Annotated in this window: 14 protein-coding genes; 6 read left to right on the top strand and 8 right to left on the bottom strand. The window is 46.2% G+C overall.

Annotation, left to right across the window (positions count from 1 at the left end; genetic code table 11):
- Window positions 1-16 precede the first annotated feature (16 nt).
- The 3 genes from AMJAP_RS06810 to AMJAP_RS06800 all read right to left on the bottom strand — a co-directional run bounded on the left by AMJAP_RS06810 (window position 17) and on the right by AMJAP_RS06800 (window position 2330).
- A complete protein-coding gene (locus AMJAP_RS06810) occupies window positions 17-754 on the bottom strand; it encodes a response regulator (protein WP_019621501.1) in 738 nt (245 codons plus the stop codon).
- A gap of 262 nt (window positions 755-1016) precedes the next feature.
- On the bottom strand, window positions 1017-1838 hold the full coding sequence (locus tag AMJAP_RS06805; protein WP_019621500.1) for a tetratricopeptide repeat protein: 822 nt from the start codon (window positions 1836-1838) through the stop codon (window positions 1017-1019).
- Window positions 1839-1889: 51 nt separating this feature from the next.
- A complete protein-coding gene (locus AMJAP_RS06800) occupies window positions 1890-2330 on the bottom strand; it encodes a cupredoxin domain-containing protein (protein ID WP_019621499.1) in 441 nt (146 codons plus the stop codon).
- A gap of 170 nt (window positions 2331-2500) precedes the next feature.
- Here AMJAP_RS06800 and AMJAP_RS06795 point away from each other — a divergent pair, with 170 nt between their 5' ends.
- From AMJAP_RS06795 to AMJAP_RS06780, 4 genes are read left to right on the top strand one after another with little or no spacing between them, the layout of a single operon-like run.
- A complete protein-coding gene (locus tag AMJAP_RS06795; protein ID WP_083935333.1) occupies window positions 2501-3694 on the top strand; it encodes an ABC transporter substrate-binding protein in 1194 nt (397 codons plus the stop codon).
- A gap of 11 nt (window positions 3695-3705) precedes the next feature.
- Window positions 3706-4689 (top strand): YVTN family beta-propeller repeat protein, encoded by a 984-nt coding sequence (locus AMJAP_RS06790; RefSeq protein ID WP_019621497.1) that lies wholly within the window; start codon window positions 3706-3708, stop codon window positions 4687-4689.
- Between the two features lie 14 nt (window positions 4690-4703).
- Entirely contained in the window at window positions 4704-5444 is a 741-nt protein-coding gene (locus AMJAP_RS06785) for an ABC transporter ATP-binding protein (RefSeq protein WP_019621496.1), read from the top strand.
- A complete protein-coding gene (locus AMJAP_RS06780) occupies window positions 5441-6232 on the top strand; it encodes an ABC transporter permease (RefSeq protein ID WP_019621495.1) in 792 nt (263 codons plus the stop codon). Before AMJAP_RS06785 ends, AMJAP_RS06780 begins: the two co-directional genes overlap by 4 nt.
- Here the strand turns inward: AMJAP_RS06780 and AMJAP_RS06775 are convergent.
- The gene (locus AMJAP_RS06775) at window positions 6192-8318 is read right to left on the bottom strand and encodes a sensor domain-containing diguanylate cyclase (RefSeq protein WP_019621494.1); all 2127 of its coding nucleotides are present in this window, start codon (window positions 8316-8318) and stop codon (window positions 6192-6194) included. The two genes, AMJAP_RS06780 and AMJAP_RS06775, sit on opposite strands and share 41 nt — an antisense overlap.
- A 283-nt stretch (window positions 8319-8601) precedes the next feature.
- Here AMJAP_RS06775 and AMJAP_RS06770 point away from each other — a divergent pair, with 283 nt between their 5' ends.
- Both AMJAP_RS06770 and AMJAP_RS06765 read left to right on the top strand, forming a co-directional pair.
- Window positions 8602-9165, top strand: coding sequence for a rhodanese-like domain-containing protein (locus AMJAP_RS06770; protein WP_019621493.1), 564 nt, complete (start codon window positions 8602-8604; stop codon window positions 9163-9165).
- A 98-nt stretch (window positions 9166-9263) separates the two neighbouring features.
- The gene (locus tag AMJAP_RS06765; protein WP_019621492.1) at window positions 9264-9932 is read left to right on the top strand and encodes a response regulator; all 669 of its coding nucleotides are present in this window, start codon (window positions 9264-9266) and stop codon (window positions 9930-9932) included.
- 160 nt (window positions 9933-10092) lie between these two features.
- On the opposite strand, the gene AMJAP_RS06760 is transcribed toward AMJAP_RS06765, so the two are convergent.
- The 4 genes from AMJAP_RS06760 to AMJAP_RS06745 all read right to left on the bottom strand — a co-directional run bounded on the left by AMJAP_RS06760 (window position 10093) and on the right by AMJAP_RS06745 (window position 17333).
- Window positions 10093-12690, bottom strand: coding sequence for a hybrid sensor histidine kinase/response regulator (locus AMJAP_RS06760; protein WP_019621491.1), 2598 nt, complete (start codon window positions 12688-12690; stop codon window positions 10093-10095).
- Complete coding sequence (gene nosP / locus AMJAP_RS06755; protein ID WP_201356422.1) at window positions 12687-13850, bottom strand: nitric oxide-sensing protein NosP; 1164 nt, start codon at window positions 13848-13850, stop codon at window positions 12687-12689. Before nosP ends, AMJAP_RS06760 begins: the two co-directional genes overlap by 4 nt.
- A gap of 236 nt (window positions 13851-14086) precedes the next feature.
- A complete protein-coding gene (locus tag AMJAP_RS06750) occupies window positions 14087-15205 on the bottom strand; it encodes a porin (RefSeq protein ID WP_019621489.1) in 1119 nt (372 codons plus the stop codon).
- Between the two features lie 334 nt (window positions 15206-15539).
- Entirely contained in the window at window positions 15540-17333 is a 1794-nt protein-coding gene (locus tag AMJAP_RS06745; protein WP_019621488.1) for a methyl-accepting chemotaxis protein, read from the bottom strand.
- Window positions 17334-17362: the final 29 nt, after the last annotated feature.

The raw sequence follows: 17362 nt of genomic DNA, 5'->3' as shown, positions 1-17362 counted from the left end.
AGGGACAGTCAATCAGCTAAACCCAATTATTTGACACCAGCAGATATCCCTTTCCTCTTACTGTAATTATTCGGTTTGGTAATGAGGGGTTATCATTTAACTTCTTACGCAATAGAACGATTTTATTGTCAATCGTACGATCGACACCGTCATATTCTATTCCCCGAGTCTGTTTTACCAGCTGATCACGGGACAGTACCTGATCCGCGTTAGTGGCCAGATACCAAAGCAAATCAAACTCACCAGGGGTTATATTGACCAATTCTCCATCGAGAAAGCAGCGCTGAGTCAGGTTGTTAAGCTCCAGTCCTCCCAACCTCAACAGTGACACATTCTCATCAGAGACAGGCGCTTTCTCAATAGTCTTTTCAGCTGTCGATGGAGAATCATTACCCTGGCGACGCAGTAACATTCTTATCCTGGCCAATAGAACCCTTGGCTGAAGCGGCTTACAGACAAAGTCATCCGCACCCATCTCCAATGCAGCTACCTGATCCATATCGTCATCACTTGCTGTCAGAATTAAGATTTTACCTTTGAAAAAACTACGAACCTGACGGCAAACACTCAAGCCATCCATACCCGGCAACATTAGATCAAGAATCAATAGGTCAGGTTGAGAGCGTAATAGCATTGGCTCTGCATCTGTCCCCCGATGGCCCACTTCAACGTCAAAACCATTGCGCGTGAGATACAAGCTAAGCAGCTCCGTCAGTTTCTCATCATCTTCGATCAGCAGTATTTTTTCTGACATCCGGATTTATACCTGTTTCCTTTTTACCACGTCACTACGCATCTACATTAACGCTTAACAGTAGCAGCTGATCATCGATCTAAAAAGTACATCTATCACACTATTTTAAAGAGTCTAACACAAAGGAATTTAGCACATAGCCTGGAGAGCAGGCGCAGAGGCACAGATACGACATAACCGTATGATAGCAGGCATATGATTTGAACATTGACGATATATAGACGAACTGACAAAACAACTTTCCTAACAAACGCCATTAGGGTTATTTGGCTGTTTTATCCGTAAGTTTATTCATAGCGGTCTGAAAACCTTGAGCAGCTGATCGTTCCAGCCAATAGAGAGCTTGTTGGCCGTTTTGTGGTTTGCCCACGCCGGTTTGGTACATCACAGAGATGGCATATTGCGCTTCTGCATCGCCCGCTTCTGCAGCCTGCATGAAGAGCTCTGCGGCCCGGGCAAGATCTCGCTCAACCGCCAAACCACTCTCATAAAGCCAGGCCAGTCGAGTGATCGCCCGAATATTCGCAGGCCTCGCTTCGGCCAGTGTTTGCAGCTTATCTAATGCCAGCGATGTTTCTCCGTTAATCAGCAAAGCCTGTACTTCGGACATCGGATCTGAAGAATCATTATTCACTAATCCTGCCAGAAGATTTGCAGCATCATTATCGCCATCCAGCGCAGCGACTGTAAGCCAGTAACGAGCCCGTTCTTCATTTTGAAAACCGGAACTATTCAAGTAAATAATACCTAGCTGATACGCTGACGATCGACTGCCCGCCTCAGCTGATTCTCGGTATAAGCTTACTGCCTGCTTCAGATTTTGCTTAACCCCGACACCCTGCGCATACATGTTAGCAAGATTAAACAACGCTTCAGCTCTACCTGACCCACCAATACTGAGCCACATCTGTTGAGCCAGTTGATGATTGCCCATCTTAAATTCGGCGTAAGCCATGTAGAGCTGTATACGAGGTTGAGCATCGATAAATTCATCTGACAGTTTGCTATCTGAATCAGCAAAACTGTTTACCGCCAGGACAGACAGGAGCGCCGTAAGCAACAATGAAACTGGTACTTTTCTCATCAAGCGCCCTCTTAAGTGGTTGCTTAACCGTTACACATCCCGATAAACCAGCTACTTAACAACAAAGGTCCCAACCATGCCCTTGTTCTGCAATCCGTTCGCATAGAATTCGTAGGTTCCGGGCTTAACAGGAACAAAATAAATTTCAGCACTGCCTTCATCTTCAAACTCTAACTCAGTCAGACCAACCGCTTTAATCTCCATTCCCCCGGCTTCTACTTTTCGCAGAAAAATGGAGGTAAAAAAAGCTGGCGCTTGCAAGGCATACTCTTTTTGCCCGCTTGAAACGATTTCCAGCTTGTAGGCCTGACCGGTTTCCAGTTCATAGGTTTTCTGTGAAAAACTATAATCACTCTCTTCGCTACCCATCACCAGATCAGGCAGGGCCTGAGGTTTACGAGTCAGATCTCCTTTCGCCATTACCGCCCCACTCAGGGTCATTCCCAGGGTAATAATTGTTGCTGCTACACTACTAGAAAACAGACTAGCCATAACTTTTGCCTCTGAATTATTATTTCTTTCAGTTAATGCTAAGCCCTTGCTGTTTTTAAAAAATAGTACTTCAGAACTAATTGATCGGTACTTTCCGCATATTTAATACCTCTTCTGTACACCCTATTCTGAAAGACTACTCTGTAGTGAATAATGATCAGCGAGCTTATATGCACATATTGAAATCTTTTATCTTGATCCTGAGCTTTCAACTACTCAGCATAATTGCGATTGCAGAAGAGCAAGAAACACGAATAGGCTTTCTGGCTTATCACCCTGATCGTGGACCAGTTCTGTCAAATTTACTCCCTGAGCCTCAAGGCAGAGGGCTCAACGGCGCTCAACTGGGATTAAATGACAACAACACTACGGGACGCTTTCTTAAACAGCATTACTCGCTGGCATCTGCACTCGCCGAAACGCCCGAACAGGTTAGCAGTATCGTTACTCAGTGGCTGGACGACGGAATTCGACTACTGATAACAGACCTTCCTAAAAATGAACTCCTGGCCGTCACGAATATCGCTACTGCCTATGGCGCCATCATTTTTAATGCAGGCAGTTACGCCAATGAACTAAGAACAGAGACTTGTTTATCCAATACACTGCACACCCTCCCCAGCCGGGCAATGTTAACCGATGCACTGGGACAATGGAGTACGGCAAGACGACTACAACGCTGGCTACTAATCAAAGGCTCTCAACCAGAAGATATCGCCTACGCCGACTCACTCAAGCGCAGCGCAAAACGTTTTGGCGTAAAGATTGTCGCTGAGAAAACCTGGAGTTTTGATACTGATCTGCGTCGCACTGCCCAACGCGAACTCCCGCTCTTTACTCAAACCGATGAATATGACCTTGTTGTTGTCGCCGATGAACGTGGAGACTTCGGTGAATACGTTATGTACAACACCTGGTATCCAAGGCCAGTTGCGGGGACTCAGGGTCTAACGCCGGTTGCCTGGCATCGGGTCATTGAACAATGGGGAGCCGCACAGCTTCAGAGCCGTTTCGACAAAGAGTTTCAACGCTGGATGAATAGTAAAGATTACGCTGCCTGGGCCGCGGTAAGAACGATAGGTGAAGCGGTGACTCAAACCCGTTCATCAGACCCGGCCACACTCTTTAGCTTTATCAATTCGGATCAGTTTCAGTTAGCCGCCTTTAAGGGGCGTAAACTAAACTACCGCAACTGGAGCGGCCAGTTACGCCAGCCTATTCCGCTGGTGCAACCCCGGTCTCTGGTTTCACAACCTCCTTTAGAGGGCTTTCTACACCCGGTCACAGATTTGGATACTCTGGGCATTGATAAGCCTGAATCCCGTTGCACTGTGTCATTCAATACAGCAATAAAACAACAATAGGATCTGTTTTTATGAAGACCTTAAGATTTCCCCAAAACATCCTGGTGATCTCTATGCTAAGTGGAGCGTTACTTAGCTCCATAGCTATAGCTGAAACCGCTTATGTCTCCAATGAGAAAGATGATACGTTGTCTATTATCGATATGGATACGCTCGAGGTTACGGAGACTATCGATGTCGGTGAACGGCCCCGGGGAATCATTTTTAGTCATGACCGCACTAAGCTGTATATCTGCGCCAGCGATTCCGACACCGTCCAGGTTATGGATCTCAGCGATCACAGCATTATTGCCCAGCTACCCTCTGGCGAAGATCCGGAGCAGTTCGCTTTGCATCCCGATGATCGTCGTCTTTACATCGCCAATGAAGATGATGCTTTGGTCACCGTTGTTGATACCCAAACCCAGGAAGTCTTAGCTCAGATTGATGTCGGCGTAGAACCCGAAGGCATGGCCGTTAGTCCGGATGGTAAATGGGCGCTGAGTACCAGTGAAACAACTAACATGGTTCATTGGATAGACACCGAAACTAATCAACTGATTGATAATACACTGGTTGATCAGCGCCCCCGTCACGTCGAGTTTAATAAAGATGGTAGCATCGTATGGGCCTCTTCAGAGATAGGCGGCACCGTCTCTATCATTGATGTCGCCAGCCGCAAAATCACTCATAAACTCAATTTCAAGATAAGGGGTATTCATCCCGATAAAGTACAGCCGGTGGGCGTAAGGCTCACTGATGATGGTAAATATGCTTTTGTCGCACTTGGGCCAGCAAACCATATCGCTCTGGTGGACGCTAAAACCTACGAAGTACTGGATTACCTGCTGGTAGGTCGTCGGGTATGGCATATGGATTTCAATTCCGATCAGACTCGCCTGCTCACTACCAACGGCATCAGCGGTGATGTATCCGTGATCGATGTAGAAAAAATGAAGGTGATAAAATCGATAAAAGTTGGCCGCTACCCGTGGGGAGTCAGGATCAAGCCCTGATCTGTTAAATAATCATGAGCATTGAGATCCATAACCTCAGTTTCAGCTACGGCTCCCGAACAGCATTGAAGGGAATCAACTTAACGCTGCAAGAAGGATGTTTTAATGCACTGCTGGGGCCGAACGGCGCCGGTAAAAGCACCCTCTATGCATTACTCACTCGCCTCTATGCCCTGCAATCTGGAGAGATCATTATTGCCGGGCGTAGTATTGCTCAGCATCCGGCAGAAGTGATGCGTAAGCTCGGTGTTGTCTTTCAGCAAAGCACTCTGGATCTGGATCTGACTGTTGCGCAGAATCTCTACTACCACGCAGCACTTCATGGCATTCCCAAACGCCTGGCTACCCCCAGAATTACGACAGAACTGGAACGCTTTGGGCTCAGTGAACGTTTACATGACAAAGTACGCAGCCTCAACGGTGGGCACCGACGCCGGGTAGAAATAGCTCGGGCACTACTGCACCAGCCCACTATTTTACTATTAGACGAACCCAGCGTGGGCCTTGACCCCTCTACCCGAACATCACTCAACCACCATATTCGACAACTGTGTCAACAGGAGCAACTAACCGTATTGTGGGCGACACACCTGATTGAGGAAGTAGAAGAAGATGATCCGGTCACTATCCTGCATCAGGGAAAAATTCTGGCCAGCGACAGCGTCAGCCAACTGTGCATGCAACATAATATCGCCAATCTAAGCGATCTGTTTCAGACACTTACCGGCCAAAAAGATACAGGAGAACAACCGTGACCCTCAAAGATGGCCTGGTCTGTTTTAACGGCTTGCTACAGCGAGAGCTTTTACGCTTCGTACAACAGCGCTCGCGCTTTTTCAGCGCCCTGGTGAGGCCTCTGTTATGGCTGGTAGTATTTGCATCAGGTTTCAGGGCAGCACTGGGCATCGCTATTATCGAACCCTATGAAACCTATATCACCTACGAGGTGTATATCGTGCCAGGGCTATGCGCCATGATCATCTTGTTTAATGGCATGCAAAGCTCTCTTTCGATGGTCTATGACCGGGAGATGGGTAGCATGAGGGTACTCTTAGTCAGCCCTCTTCCCAGACCCTTTTTGCTGCTATCAAAGCTCATGTCCACATCACTCATTTCGTTACTGCAGGTCTATGGTTTCCTGCTTATAGCCTGGTTCTGGGGGGTCGAAGCTCCGCTATGGGGTTATCTCACAGCGCTACCCGCTTTTCTCCTGGTGGCAATGATGCTGAGCGCAATCGGGCTGTTTATCTCAGCCAGGATCAAACAGCTAGAAAATTTCGCCGGTGTCATGAACTTCGTGATTTTCCCGATGTTCTTTCTCTCTTCTGCCCTCTATCCTTTATGGAAAATGCGTGAAGCCAGCGAATGGTTGTATTGGGTATGCGCCTGGAACCCCTTTAGTCACGGCGTAGAGTTCATTCGGTTTGCCTTATATCAACAGGGAAACAGCGAAGCGTTAATTATTGTTACTTTAGTGACAGTGGTAGCCTCAATACTGGCCGTCAGAGGTTTTCAGCCTCAGCAGGGGATGGGGAAACGCTAACTTCTTCAGAATAAAACACGACTCTGCCACGACCCCGGCGCTTCGCTTCGTAAAGCGCCTGATCAGCACGCTTCATCAGACTTATGCCATCATCGCCAACACCATCACGTATCGACACACCAACACTGCAACTAAGCTCTATTTCAACACCGGATAACAGAACAGGTTTCACCAATTCGTTCAATAAACGACTACTGAGAGCCTCTAGCTGCTCCAGATCCTCTTTTGCCTGCAGCTGCACAACAGCAACAAATTCATCGCCACCGATCCGGCATGCCAGATCCGAGTCACGCAAGCAACGTTTAAGACAGTTTGCCACTTCAATCAATACAGCATCGCCAATATCATGGCCGTAGGTATCATTAACCGCTTTAAAGTGATCAAGATCGACAAATAGCAACGCCGTATCAGGCGCGCCATATCGATCCGCAGCCGCCAAATCACGATCTAGGCATGCCATCAGTGTACGTCGATTTCCCAGCCCCGTCAGTGGGTCTGTTTCAGCCATAGATCTGAGTTGCTGTTCGACCTCTACCCGTTGGGTAATATCATTAAATATCGCAATATAATTTTGAACTTTACCCGTAAGATCCTTGTATGCTGTGATCGATAAAATTTGAGGATATATCTCACCATTCTTACGTTTATTCCAGATCTCCCCTCGCCAAAAGCCCTGGGCATTCAGCCTCTTCCACATCTGTAGATAGAAACCTTTGTCGTGCCTTCCTGACCCAAGTAGTGCTGGGGTATTACCAACAATCTCAGCTTCCTCGTACCCGGTTATGCGAGTAAAAGCACTGTTAACTTTTAGAATTCTGTTCTGCGGATCACAAACCGCAATTCCTTCGTAGGCTGACTCTACAATAAGGCCACTGAGTTTCAGGGACTCGGCCGTCTGATGAAGCATTGTCTGCTGTTTATCAATATTATCCTGATACCGATGAAAGCGTCTTTTTAGCCAACGACTATAAGACTGCGTGATAACGATAGCGAACAAGCCTATAAGGGTCAGTACAATAACCATGTTCACACTGCTCTGTCTGAGCTCAGTATTGAGACGGTCTCTCTGCTTAGCTATCAACTGATTTAACTCATCCTGAAAAATTCCGGCTATTAAAATCCAATTTCGATCATTTACCGGGCCTACCAAAGATAGTTTCTGACTAGTTTTATCACTGCCAGACCGGAACCATTCATATAAGACATAACCGCCACCGTTGAGGGCAGTTTTCGTCACTTTATCTGCTGCGCTCCTATGCACGCGATTAGAATCAGTAAGAAAATTAAGCCCTTCTTTCTCAGGTGTCACATTACTGACTAACAAGGTGCCCTCCCTTGCCTGAACTGCGACATAACCGGTTTCACCAAAACGGATATTTCTTATATAGTCGAAGACCTTGGGAATGAGATCCTTTTCAACCTGATGAATATAATCTCCGGTACCCACAATCCAGTTATAGGGTTCAAACACCTCCACATAGGCGATCTTTTGTTTCATCTGTCGATCATTCTCAGGGGCATACCAACGATAATAGGAATACCCCGCACGTTGCTCATTTGATACTGCATCGATAAGCCCTCGCATAATAAAGTGGCCAGTATCGTCCTGATTATCGAGAAGAGACTCTCCTTCTACATGAGGTGCTATAGGCAATAAAACAGCGACGCCATCCATCTGATCGATAAAGAAGTAACCCCGCCCATCGAAGAAACGAAGCCCCCTTAACGCCTCAATCAACATCTGTTTCATCTCTTTTTCACTGAGCTGAAGGTGATAACGCTGATAGAGAGAATTCATTAGCGCCAAAGCATGGCGAGTGTGCAGACGAGATTGCTGCTTCAGCAAAACAGCTGCTTCAGCAAACATTCGATCGACCACTTGCTCAGCATCATGCAATTCCGTAGCAAGTCGGCTACGCTGACGCTCGATAAGTGTTTCACGAAGTGAATCTAGCTGTTGCTGGTGGTTAGCTTTAGTATTGATGTAAAAATAGACGCTCTGCGTAAACAGAAGCAAAATGACAATGAAAGAGATCCCCCACAAAAGCTGAGTGGGCAGCCGAGTCGAATCAACCTTTTGCAACATTTATGAAATCCAGTTTTTTTACGACTTAAAAGGTTAAAAAGCTCACATATATCGACGCAAGCAGTATACACCCAAAAATCTTGCGATAAATTGACATATATCAATACATAAAAAGCCCATATATGCAGCGCATAGTAATTATTAACTTCTCACAAAACCAGTACTTAAGTACTGGTTTTTCAGGCTCATAGTAGAATATCCATTTACCGGTTCTATAGGTGTAATAGACTCAGAGGTGGTTTAAGTGAAAAGGAGGAGGAAATCTAAGTTATTCATTGTACTGATGTTGCTGCTTATCAGCTTAAATACACCGGGCTCACCTGATAAGGCAGATCAGCATTGGCTGAGTAATTATCAGGATGATCCTTTCCTGTTTAACTTTGATGGATACCGGATAACCCGATATCGTAGCCCCACACCGGATCATGCAGAGGGCGGACAGTTAATTACTACCGCGGAGCTGAACGCTAAAATCAGCTCTGAAACACCACCGCTACTGATAAATGTACAACCTTTGCAATGGCGTCAGGGAGTTTTTCTACAGCAACAGCCTCAACCGGGCATCCCAGGCAGTCGCTGGCTTCCCAATGTAGGTCAGGGAGAACCGGAGCAAGCCTGGATGGATTATTTTCGAGATAACCTCTATCAGGGAACCGGTGGTAGAAAGAATCTCGCTATAGTCCTGTACTGTACCGCTGATTGCTGGATGTCCTGGAATGCAGTAAAACGCGCATACAGCTGGGGCTATACAGAACTATATTGGTATAAAGAGGGAATCGATGGCTGGCAGGAAGCTGACCTACCAGAAACGACATTGAGTCCGGAGCTATTTCAGGCGAATAAGTAAAAAACGTTATAAACTGTGGTAACTACCCAGTCCCATTACAGAATAATTATAACGGACGATAAACTGCCAGTAACGCAGACGTCCAGCGGGAGATCAAAGTGTATAAAATTTTAATTGCAGACGACCATCCATTGTTTCGCGAAGCGATCAGCAGCGTCATCGCAAATGGTTTTCCCGGTTGCGAGACACTTGAGACCGAAGATCTGGATAGCGCTTTGATCATCGCCCAGGAAGAAGACGATCTCGATCTGATTCTACTGGACCTGAATATGCCTGGCATGAATGGCCTTAATGGCTTGATGAGTCTTCGCAATGACTCTCCTACTATTCCGGTTGTTATTGTCTCAGCAGAACAGGACAAACAGATCGTATTACAAGCAATTACCTACGGCGCTGTCGGGTTTATCACAAAATCATCTCCCCGAGAGCAGATGACAGAAGCACTGCAACAGATTCTTGACGGCAATGTATACCTGCCTTCCGATATCATTCGCTCAGAAAAGCCCTCTGACGGCATGCACCGCCGTCACGATGAAAGTAAAATCCCTCCCGAGATGCTTTCCTCCCTCACCCGCAGACAGTTATTGGTACTCGAGCGAATGTCTGAAGGAGAATCCAATAAACAGATCGCCTATAACCTCAATATCGCAGAAACCACCGTTAAGGCTCATGTTAGCGCCATCCTGCGCAAGCTTGGCGTACACAACCGTATTCAAGCAGTACTGACGGCCGGCAATGTGGATTTCAACCACTACCTCAAGCGCTAAGTCCTGATAGAAAACTCTCATGCAACACTTAGCCTCATGACAGCTCATCACGACAACTTCGGCGGATCTCTCCGCCGAAGAACGAAATTCATACCCTAACGCTGCAGAAAACAGCACCCGCACACACATCTGAACAACTAAGTTGCACTATGCAGGTTCATTACTTCAGTAGATGATTGAGTGTCATTTTAAGCTTCATAGGCCGCACAGGCTTATTAATTAACAAGTATCCCTGTTCACGAATAATATGCTTAAGCTCATTGGTATAGTTTGCTGTGATCATCAGTACGGGGACTGAATTATTGAGTCGCTGATTAAAATTAATCGCCGCATCCAGACCGTTCTTATCATCATCCAGATGATAATCAGCAATCAATAACTGCGGCACTTCCTGCCCCTGTAACAGATCCAGTAACTGAGCCTCGTCCTGAACGGTCTGAACACGACAACCCCAGCCCTCCAGCAGCGTCTGCATCCCTCTACAGATAGCGGGATCATTGTCGATTAACCAGATTAAGGCGCCCTCAAGCTGATTATCTGCCACAGGCTGATACTGCGTTTTCACTTCCAGCGCATACTGGCCTTCATCTGCAAGAGGCACCTCGACTGAGAACATTGAACCTTTGCCCGGTGTTGAACTTACACTTATACAGTGCCCCAACATGCGGGAAATCTTGTCGACAATAGCCAACCCTAACCCCAGACCTTTATCACTCTCGTCACGATTCCCTTGCAAGCGCTTGAACTCAAGAAAAATATCACCCAGCTTCTCTTCAGGAATACCACGACCGGTATCCCACACTTCAATCACCAGACTATGTCGTTTACGCCGACAGCCAAGTAGCACAGAGCCGCTATCGGTATACCGCATAGCATTGGTCAGAAAGTTTCTCAGAATCCGCGCTAATAACTGTGAGTCAGATGAAATCACGGCGCTACTGGCAACATAACGCAGCTTTAACTGCTCACTACCTGCAATTTGCTGGTACTCATTGGCAATATTGTTAAGCAAACTATTTACCGGAAAAACCGTCACATCCGGCTCAATTACGCCAGCATCCAGCTTAGAAATATCCACCAGAGTACTCAGCAGTGATTCCACATCATCTAGTGAAGTCCCCACTGAGTCGATCAGGTGACGCTCACTTTGCACCGCAGACTTTTCCTGTAATGCACTGGTAAACAAGCGTGCTGCGTTTAACGGCTGCAACAGGTCATGACTTACCGCTGCAAGAAACTTTGTTTTTGATAGATTCGCTTGTTCAGCATGCTTACTCGCTTCCAGCAGGCGCCCTTCAACCTGCTTTCGCTCGGTGATTTCCTGCCACAGTTGATCATTCAGTTTCGTCAGTTCTGACGTTCGCTCAATAACCCGCTGCTCCATCGTCTGATAAGACTCTTGTAACGCCTGAGCACCCTTACGCCTTTCAGTAATATCCCGGATCAAAACAAAGAATCCAACCGCCTTACCTTCTGCGTCCAGGTTAGGAACATAGGCTTTGAGCATGTAGCGTGGCTCGCCCTGAGGATCTTTCTCCTCAATTTCAAAGGTGACACTTTCACCGGACAGTGCTTTATCAATATACGGCTTAAGCTTCACAAACTGCTCGCCGCCGTGAATCATGGTAATCGTTTTACCGGTCAACGCTACACGGGACCAGCCATACCAGTCTTCATACACTTTATTAGTAAATTGATAGCGAAGATCATCGCCAACATAAGCGATAAGCGCTGGAACATGATCGGTAATTAAACGTATCCACTGCTCACTTTCTCGTAGAGTCTCAGCATACTGGTGTCGTTCAGTGATATCGGTATAGGTATTAACAAATCCGCCTTCAGGGATGGGGTGCGTACGAATTTCAATAACCTGGCCATTTCGTAAGCTCTGTTCAAGCTCGATAGTCCCATTACTACTATGGTGATTGCTAAATGGCGTTAACAGAATTAACTCACACTGTGCGATAAGATCACCAAAAAGCGGTTGCGTGCTCAATTCCGCTTCAGTAAAGCCCGACAGCTCGAGAAAGCGCTGATTCCATACCTCAAGCCGCCCTTCGGCATTAATCAGTACAACGCCCTGAGAAAGGTTGTCGACCGTATTTTGCAACACTCTGGACTTATCAGCCAACGCGCGTTCCCGACGGGCCGTTTCATTCTGTTTCAATTCGGTAATATCGGTATAGAGGATAACTAAACCGCCATCGAGCGTTCCACGCTCGCTAACCTGAAACCAACGGCCATCATTGAGGCGATAAAAGACTGAATTATCAGTTTCATCACCCCGATATTCCTCTGCAATCAACTTATGCTGATCCGCCAAAAGCCGAATTTCCTGAATACCTAAACCCTGCTTTATAGCAACGCCGATACCCGCCCAAACAGATTCAAATTTGCTGTTATACAAAACAATACGACGATCACTGTCGAATAACACAAATGCGTCAGAAATACTCTCAATACCATCGGTTAACCGCTGATGGGCAACTTCAGCCTGCTGCTTGGCCTGACTCAGTGCAGTATTACTGGTTTTAAGATCACCCAGCGCGACATTCAATGCCGCGGTTCGTTCACGCACCTGCTCAGCTAAAACAACCGAGTGCTCGAACGCAGCATAGGGGTCTGTACGGGTCGTTGCACTGACTTCAACCCGCTCAATCAGAACTCTGTTAATTTTCAGGAGCTTTTTATTTTCCCGTTCTAACGCTTCGATACGATCAGCGGGTTCGGTGGATTGAACCGTCACCTTACCACTCATGTTTTTCTCCCGATCGCGACCGCAGTAAATGTCTGGTTAACATGCATGCCATCAACTTGCTCACCATAAGTATTAAACCCAACCACCCTATGACGCTGCATCAGATTAGAAATCCGCTCACTCTCCCCTCTAAGCTCAGCCTCCAGTCGCCGTAAGAAACAATCACACCCGAGGGTCAACAGGTGCTCTCCCAGAGCGTTCTCCTCTCGGGTTAGCTGCTGATCGAGCAAAGGCGCCATTTCACCTGGTTGCATCAGGGTAAGCACAATGCCGTTTTCAACTGCGCAATAAAAAGTCAGGCTCAGATCATCATTAACACTCTGTATCGAACGAACAAAGTATTCCTCGCCAATCCGCACAGCAATGGGGTTAAGCGCAAACACATGATGGTTTAACTCTTCCAAAGGTAAACCCACCACCCGCGCATATTCCAGCGCTGCAGGCTCAGCATTCAGTTCCAGAACACGTCGCTGATCGCTATCCGCTTCGGTCACCACCAGTTTACTTTCTCTACTGTCCATGTGATGCCCACTGAACACTCTGAATTCGCAATTAGTATTCACAAGAATGATGACGGCTGCATCCGTATGAAAGGCGCCATTGAAGTAAACATGAGTATTAGCAAGGCAGATATCGTCGCCTGCTGAACCACCAAAATGAGGAATACTACCCAGTGCAGAATCCAGGGTAATCAATACTTTCTCTTCCTGAGTCGACAGGCCGTCGAATAATGTCAGAGCAAAACTGTGATCTTTAATAGGTGCTATCTGCTGCGCCATACAGCGTTCAGAGAGCTCTTGCACCACACCCTGTGCATCATTGAAATTAAAATTATCAAGACTTTCAATCAGTACTCCACTAGCGGCGAAAGCGTCACTGGAAAAACCCACTGCTGAAACAGAGCCCTGATCGTAACCTTCCGCCGTAATCTCTCCGGCGGTTGTACAACCCGCAACCAATATATCCGGAAATCGTTTTTGTACCGCATCAGCCAATTTTTCAAGGTTATATTCTGCAGAACAAAAAAACAGAACAAAACCAAGTTCAGGCCAGTTTAATTGTTGATATAGCTGTTCAACCGCTTCTCTTTCATCCCGATCGGACGAAAAAGCAGTGCGCAGCTCTGGTTGAGAAATATTCTGAGATGATCCAATGGTCAAAACTATGACCCCGCAAGTATAAGATGACCTTTGAGTCTAAAAGGGATAGACAATTGAAAATAGTATACTTGAGTACCTACTGGGTAGTAATAGAAACAAGCTATAGACACAGCTTATTGATTTAATTGAATAAAAAAACTTTAGCCACAGTACTAAAGTAGCAAAAAGCACCCAAGCTGACAGAGGAAGGGGGTTGCCAGTTGGGTGCATCCTGTTTAAAAAAACAGGCTAGGCTGTTACCAGCTCAGTGTTGCACCCAGAGCAAAGGTATCCGTTTGAGTAAGATCAACGGTCCCATTGTCAGTTTTATGTACCGTATACTCAGCAACTAAACCCAGGTTGTCATTAACCTTATGGAACAAAGCAATACCTGTCAGATCATCCTGACTTGTGACAGAACTTCCTGCAGCGGTCGCCTCGGTCTGACCATAAGACAGCACCACTCGATTAGCATCAAAAGAGTATGACCCCTGTACCAGGTACCCTTCTGACTCAGCACTATCTGTCAAAGTATTACTGGCAAATACATGGCTAATACCTTCCTGATTAAAACCGGAAGCTGTCAACGCAAAGCCGGCTGCTGCTACGCGTGCACCATACGAAATACCGCTAGCGTCAACACCAGAGGTTACAGAATCACCAATTGCACCACCAACCCAGGCCTTTAATGCAACACCATCATAATCTGCAGTATAAGTCGCTTCAGTTTCAAAGCGGGCCGAGTTAGTATCGCCTGCTGCAGTCGTACTGGTCGTGTTAGGGTCAAGAACACCCACTGCAACCTGCAAACCACTCATAACCGGTGAACGGTAAGTGATCTGAGCCGTTGGGTTAGCATAAGGGTAACCCGTAGTAATGTTACCAAAGGTTGTATTAGAAGATGCAGCAGGAGCAAAACCCACACCCATCAACAATTCATCACCAAAGATATTTGAGCGACCGTAAAGACCAAAATCCTTACCAAACAGAACCTGACCAAAATCACCGTCTACGGTTGCGTAAAACTGACGAACGTCAATCATTGAATCAGTTTTAGTGCCATCACCATCCTGATTACTATCATTGATAGAAACCCAAAAAGATGAACGCCCACCCACTTTCAAATCATCTATCTGCTTTGAAACATTAAAGCCGATATAGTTAGGCAGGAAACCCATACGTACACGTGATGTTTTAACACTGGTATCAGCGACTTTATCTTCGCTGTCCTGATAAGTGTAGAATGCATTGAAGTGCCCATCTACAGAAAAGGTTGTACCATCCTGATCATACAGGCTGATCTCAGCCATCGCACTGTTACTCAGTACAACAGCTAAGGCTAACGGCATGCTGCGCCACAGTTTTTTATTATTCATTATGCCCTCTGATTCTTCATCGAAAGTTATGTTTGTGAGTAAGGGCATTATTGGGGCTAGAGAAAACAGACAACAGGCAACTTTAGCGCCGTTTAACTCCTAAAAACGTAGCTACTACCCAACCTCTCTATAGCCCCACACGTAAAGGAGAAGTTGGCGTAAAGCGAAAGTACCTTATCTATAACTGGCATTATAATTACACCTTTAGTGCTAAGCCCCTTACGACTATCCAGGACAGTATTCGGCTCTGAATTAAGCAACGCATAAAAAAACCCGCATCAAAAGACTGCGGGTTTATCAGATAAAAACACTGACTATGAAGGGTTATGGCAACTCAGTGGTTCCTTTCACTATCAAGCAACAGTTCCGGCTTGAAACCAACTGCAAATCCCCCCCAATGCTTACCATTGACATAGATGGGGAACGTAAGGTCGTTCAATACCTCACCTGTATCACGAACAAAGGTCTGTAAAAGAAATGGCGCAGTGTTGGTTACACGTCGAATTTCAGCACGATTACCAGTAAAGAATCGACGATGACGACTCTTTACATTATCAACATCAAAGTTACCGGTCATCGGCTCAGACACTTTCAGGTGGTGAGCTGGCGCATAGCCATCAAGGCTGACAGCCAAAGCATAGATCAGATCAGGTTTCTCTTTCAGACAATTATCGTACATAGGCCGCAGGAGAGATTCAAAAGCATCGACATAACTAACATCAAACTTTTCAGGCAGCTTTCCATCGTTTGTGCGTCTATAATTTTTATCAAACAGATCAAAGCCCTGACTATTCAGCTTTTCCAGTGCTTCCTGTACCTGACGAGACCACTCTCGTCCCGCTTGTATAATCTCTTCAAAACTTCCATAGCCGATAATAAAGCGTGACAGCAGCTCCTGTGTTTCCTCTGTAGCGCTTTCCAGCTCTCCCGAAAACTCCCGCGAACGCTCCATCTCATCGCGGATATCTCCACTGATGCCCGCAATTCGCTCTACATGGGTATGCGATGCTTTATTGGTATAGGAAAGCTCATCCAGGGTTGAACTAATCGTCGTTAACTGATTATTAACGCCTTCGAAATCTTGTACCAGGCGTGTAAATTGCTCACTGGTAGAGCCGATAAAACCTTCGGTGTTGCGAGTGTACTCAAGAATATTGGCAGAATTAACTTTCGTATCTTTAACCAGTTCTCCCATGACCGAGATATTCTCATCAATTTCAGCAGTCGCTAGCTGTACCTGCTGAGAAAGGTTTCTTACTTCATCGGCCACCACGGCAAAACCTCGTCCAGCCTCACCCGCACGCGCAGCTTCAATAGAAGCATTCAAAGCAAGCAGATTAGTCTGATCTGAAAAACGTTTAACCATCGATAGAATTTCAGTAATTGTTTCAGAGCTGGCACTGAGCTTCTCAACGGTGTCCTGAAACCCCTGGGCCAACTCACTAATATTTCTAACCTGACCTAACACCTTTTCCAGTTCGTCGCTTGAGGTTCTGATCTCATTCAGATTGTTACTGGTGTATTCAGATATTCTAAGGGTATTTCCAGCAACCTCTTCGATCGCTGTAGTAGATTCAAGGCTCGAGACTAATACTTGCTGAGCCTGCTCTTCCTGATCACTGGTAGACTTATGCACTTCTTGCAGCACTTTGCTCAACTGAGTCGCACTCAAAGCGACCCGCACACTATGGTTACGGGTATCAGAGATAATTTTTTTCAGACTGGTAGAAAAACCATTATAGCTCGACGCCATGGTCGATATTTCGTCATGAGTAAAGTCAGGCAATGTCGCTGAGATATCACCATCTTTATCCTTGATTGCACTCAGGACATCAATCATCTTCCCAATCGGTCGCAAGAAAATATGACGCATAAAAAAGATAGTAAAGACCGCTGCTGCGATCGCAAAGCCAAATAAAACCCAGCTCATAAACAGGATGCGATCAAGTGCCGATTGCAACTCAGGCAAGCCTCCTTTTAGCTCAACCATCTGGCCCAGTTGACCAATGCCATACCAGATCAAGCCAGCAAACAGCACTGAAGGCAGAAGTAAAAACAGCACATTACCGATAATTTTACGGGTGAGTGAGTTAAAAAAATTCCGTTCGACCGTATCGTAAAGACTCATACTCGTTCGCTTCTAAGTTATTGTTAATT

The organism is Amphritea japonica ATCC BAA-1530 (assembly GCF_016592435.1).
Classification (GTDB): domain Bacteria; phylum Pseudomonadota; class Gammaproteobacteria; order Pseudomonadales; family Balneatricaceae; genus Amphritea; species Amphritea japonica.
The sequence above is the reverse complement of the archived record's forward strand: the minus strand, read 5'-3'. Positions and strand labels throughout refer to the sequence as shown.

Coding starts and splice junctions, on each gene's coding strand:
- AMJAP_RS06810 (WP_019621501.1), bottom strand. CDS start 754: ATGTCAGAAAAAATACTGCTGATCGAAGATGATGAGAAACTGACGGAG.
- AMJAP_RS06805 (WP_019621500.1), bottom strand. CDS start 1,838: ATGAGAAAAGTACCAGTTTCATTGTTGCTTACGGCGCTCCTGTCTGTC.
- AMJAP_RS06800 (WP_019621499.1), bottom strand. CDS start 2,330: ATGGCTAGTCTGTTTTCTAGTAGTGTAGCAGCAACAATTATTACCCTG.
- AMJAP_RS06795 (WP_083935333.1), top strand. CDS start 2,501: ATGCACATATTGAAATCTTTTATCTTGATCCTGAGCTTTCAACTACTC.
- AMJAP_RS06790 (WP_019621497.1), top strand. CDS start 3,706: ATGAAGACCTTAAGATTTCCCCAAAACATCCTGGTGATCTCTATGCTA.
- AMJAP_RS06785 (WP_019621496.1), top strand. CDS start 4,704: ATGAGCATTGAGATCCATAACCTCAGTTTCAGCTACGGCTCCCGAACA.
- AMJAP_RS06775 (WP_019621494.1), bottom strand. CDS start 8,318: ATGTTGCAAAAGGTTGATTCGACTCGGCTGCCCACTCAGCTTTTGTGG.
- AMJAP_RS06770 (WP_019621493.1), top strand. CDS start 8,602: ATGTTGCTGCTTATCAGCTTAAATACACCGGGCTCACCTGATAAGGCA.
- AMJAP_RS06760 (WP_019621491.1), bottom strand. CDS start 12,690: ATGAGTGGTAAGGTGACGGTTCAATCCACCGAACCCGCTGATCGTATC.
- AMJAP_RS06750 (WP_019621489.1), bottom strand. CDS start 15,205: ATGAATAATAAAAAACTGTGGCGCAGCATGCCGTTAGCCTTAGCTGTT.
- AMJAP_RS06745 (WP_019621488.1), bottom strand. CDS start 17,333: ATGAGTCTTTACGATACGGTCGAACGGAATTTTTTTAACTCACTCACC.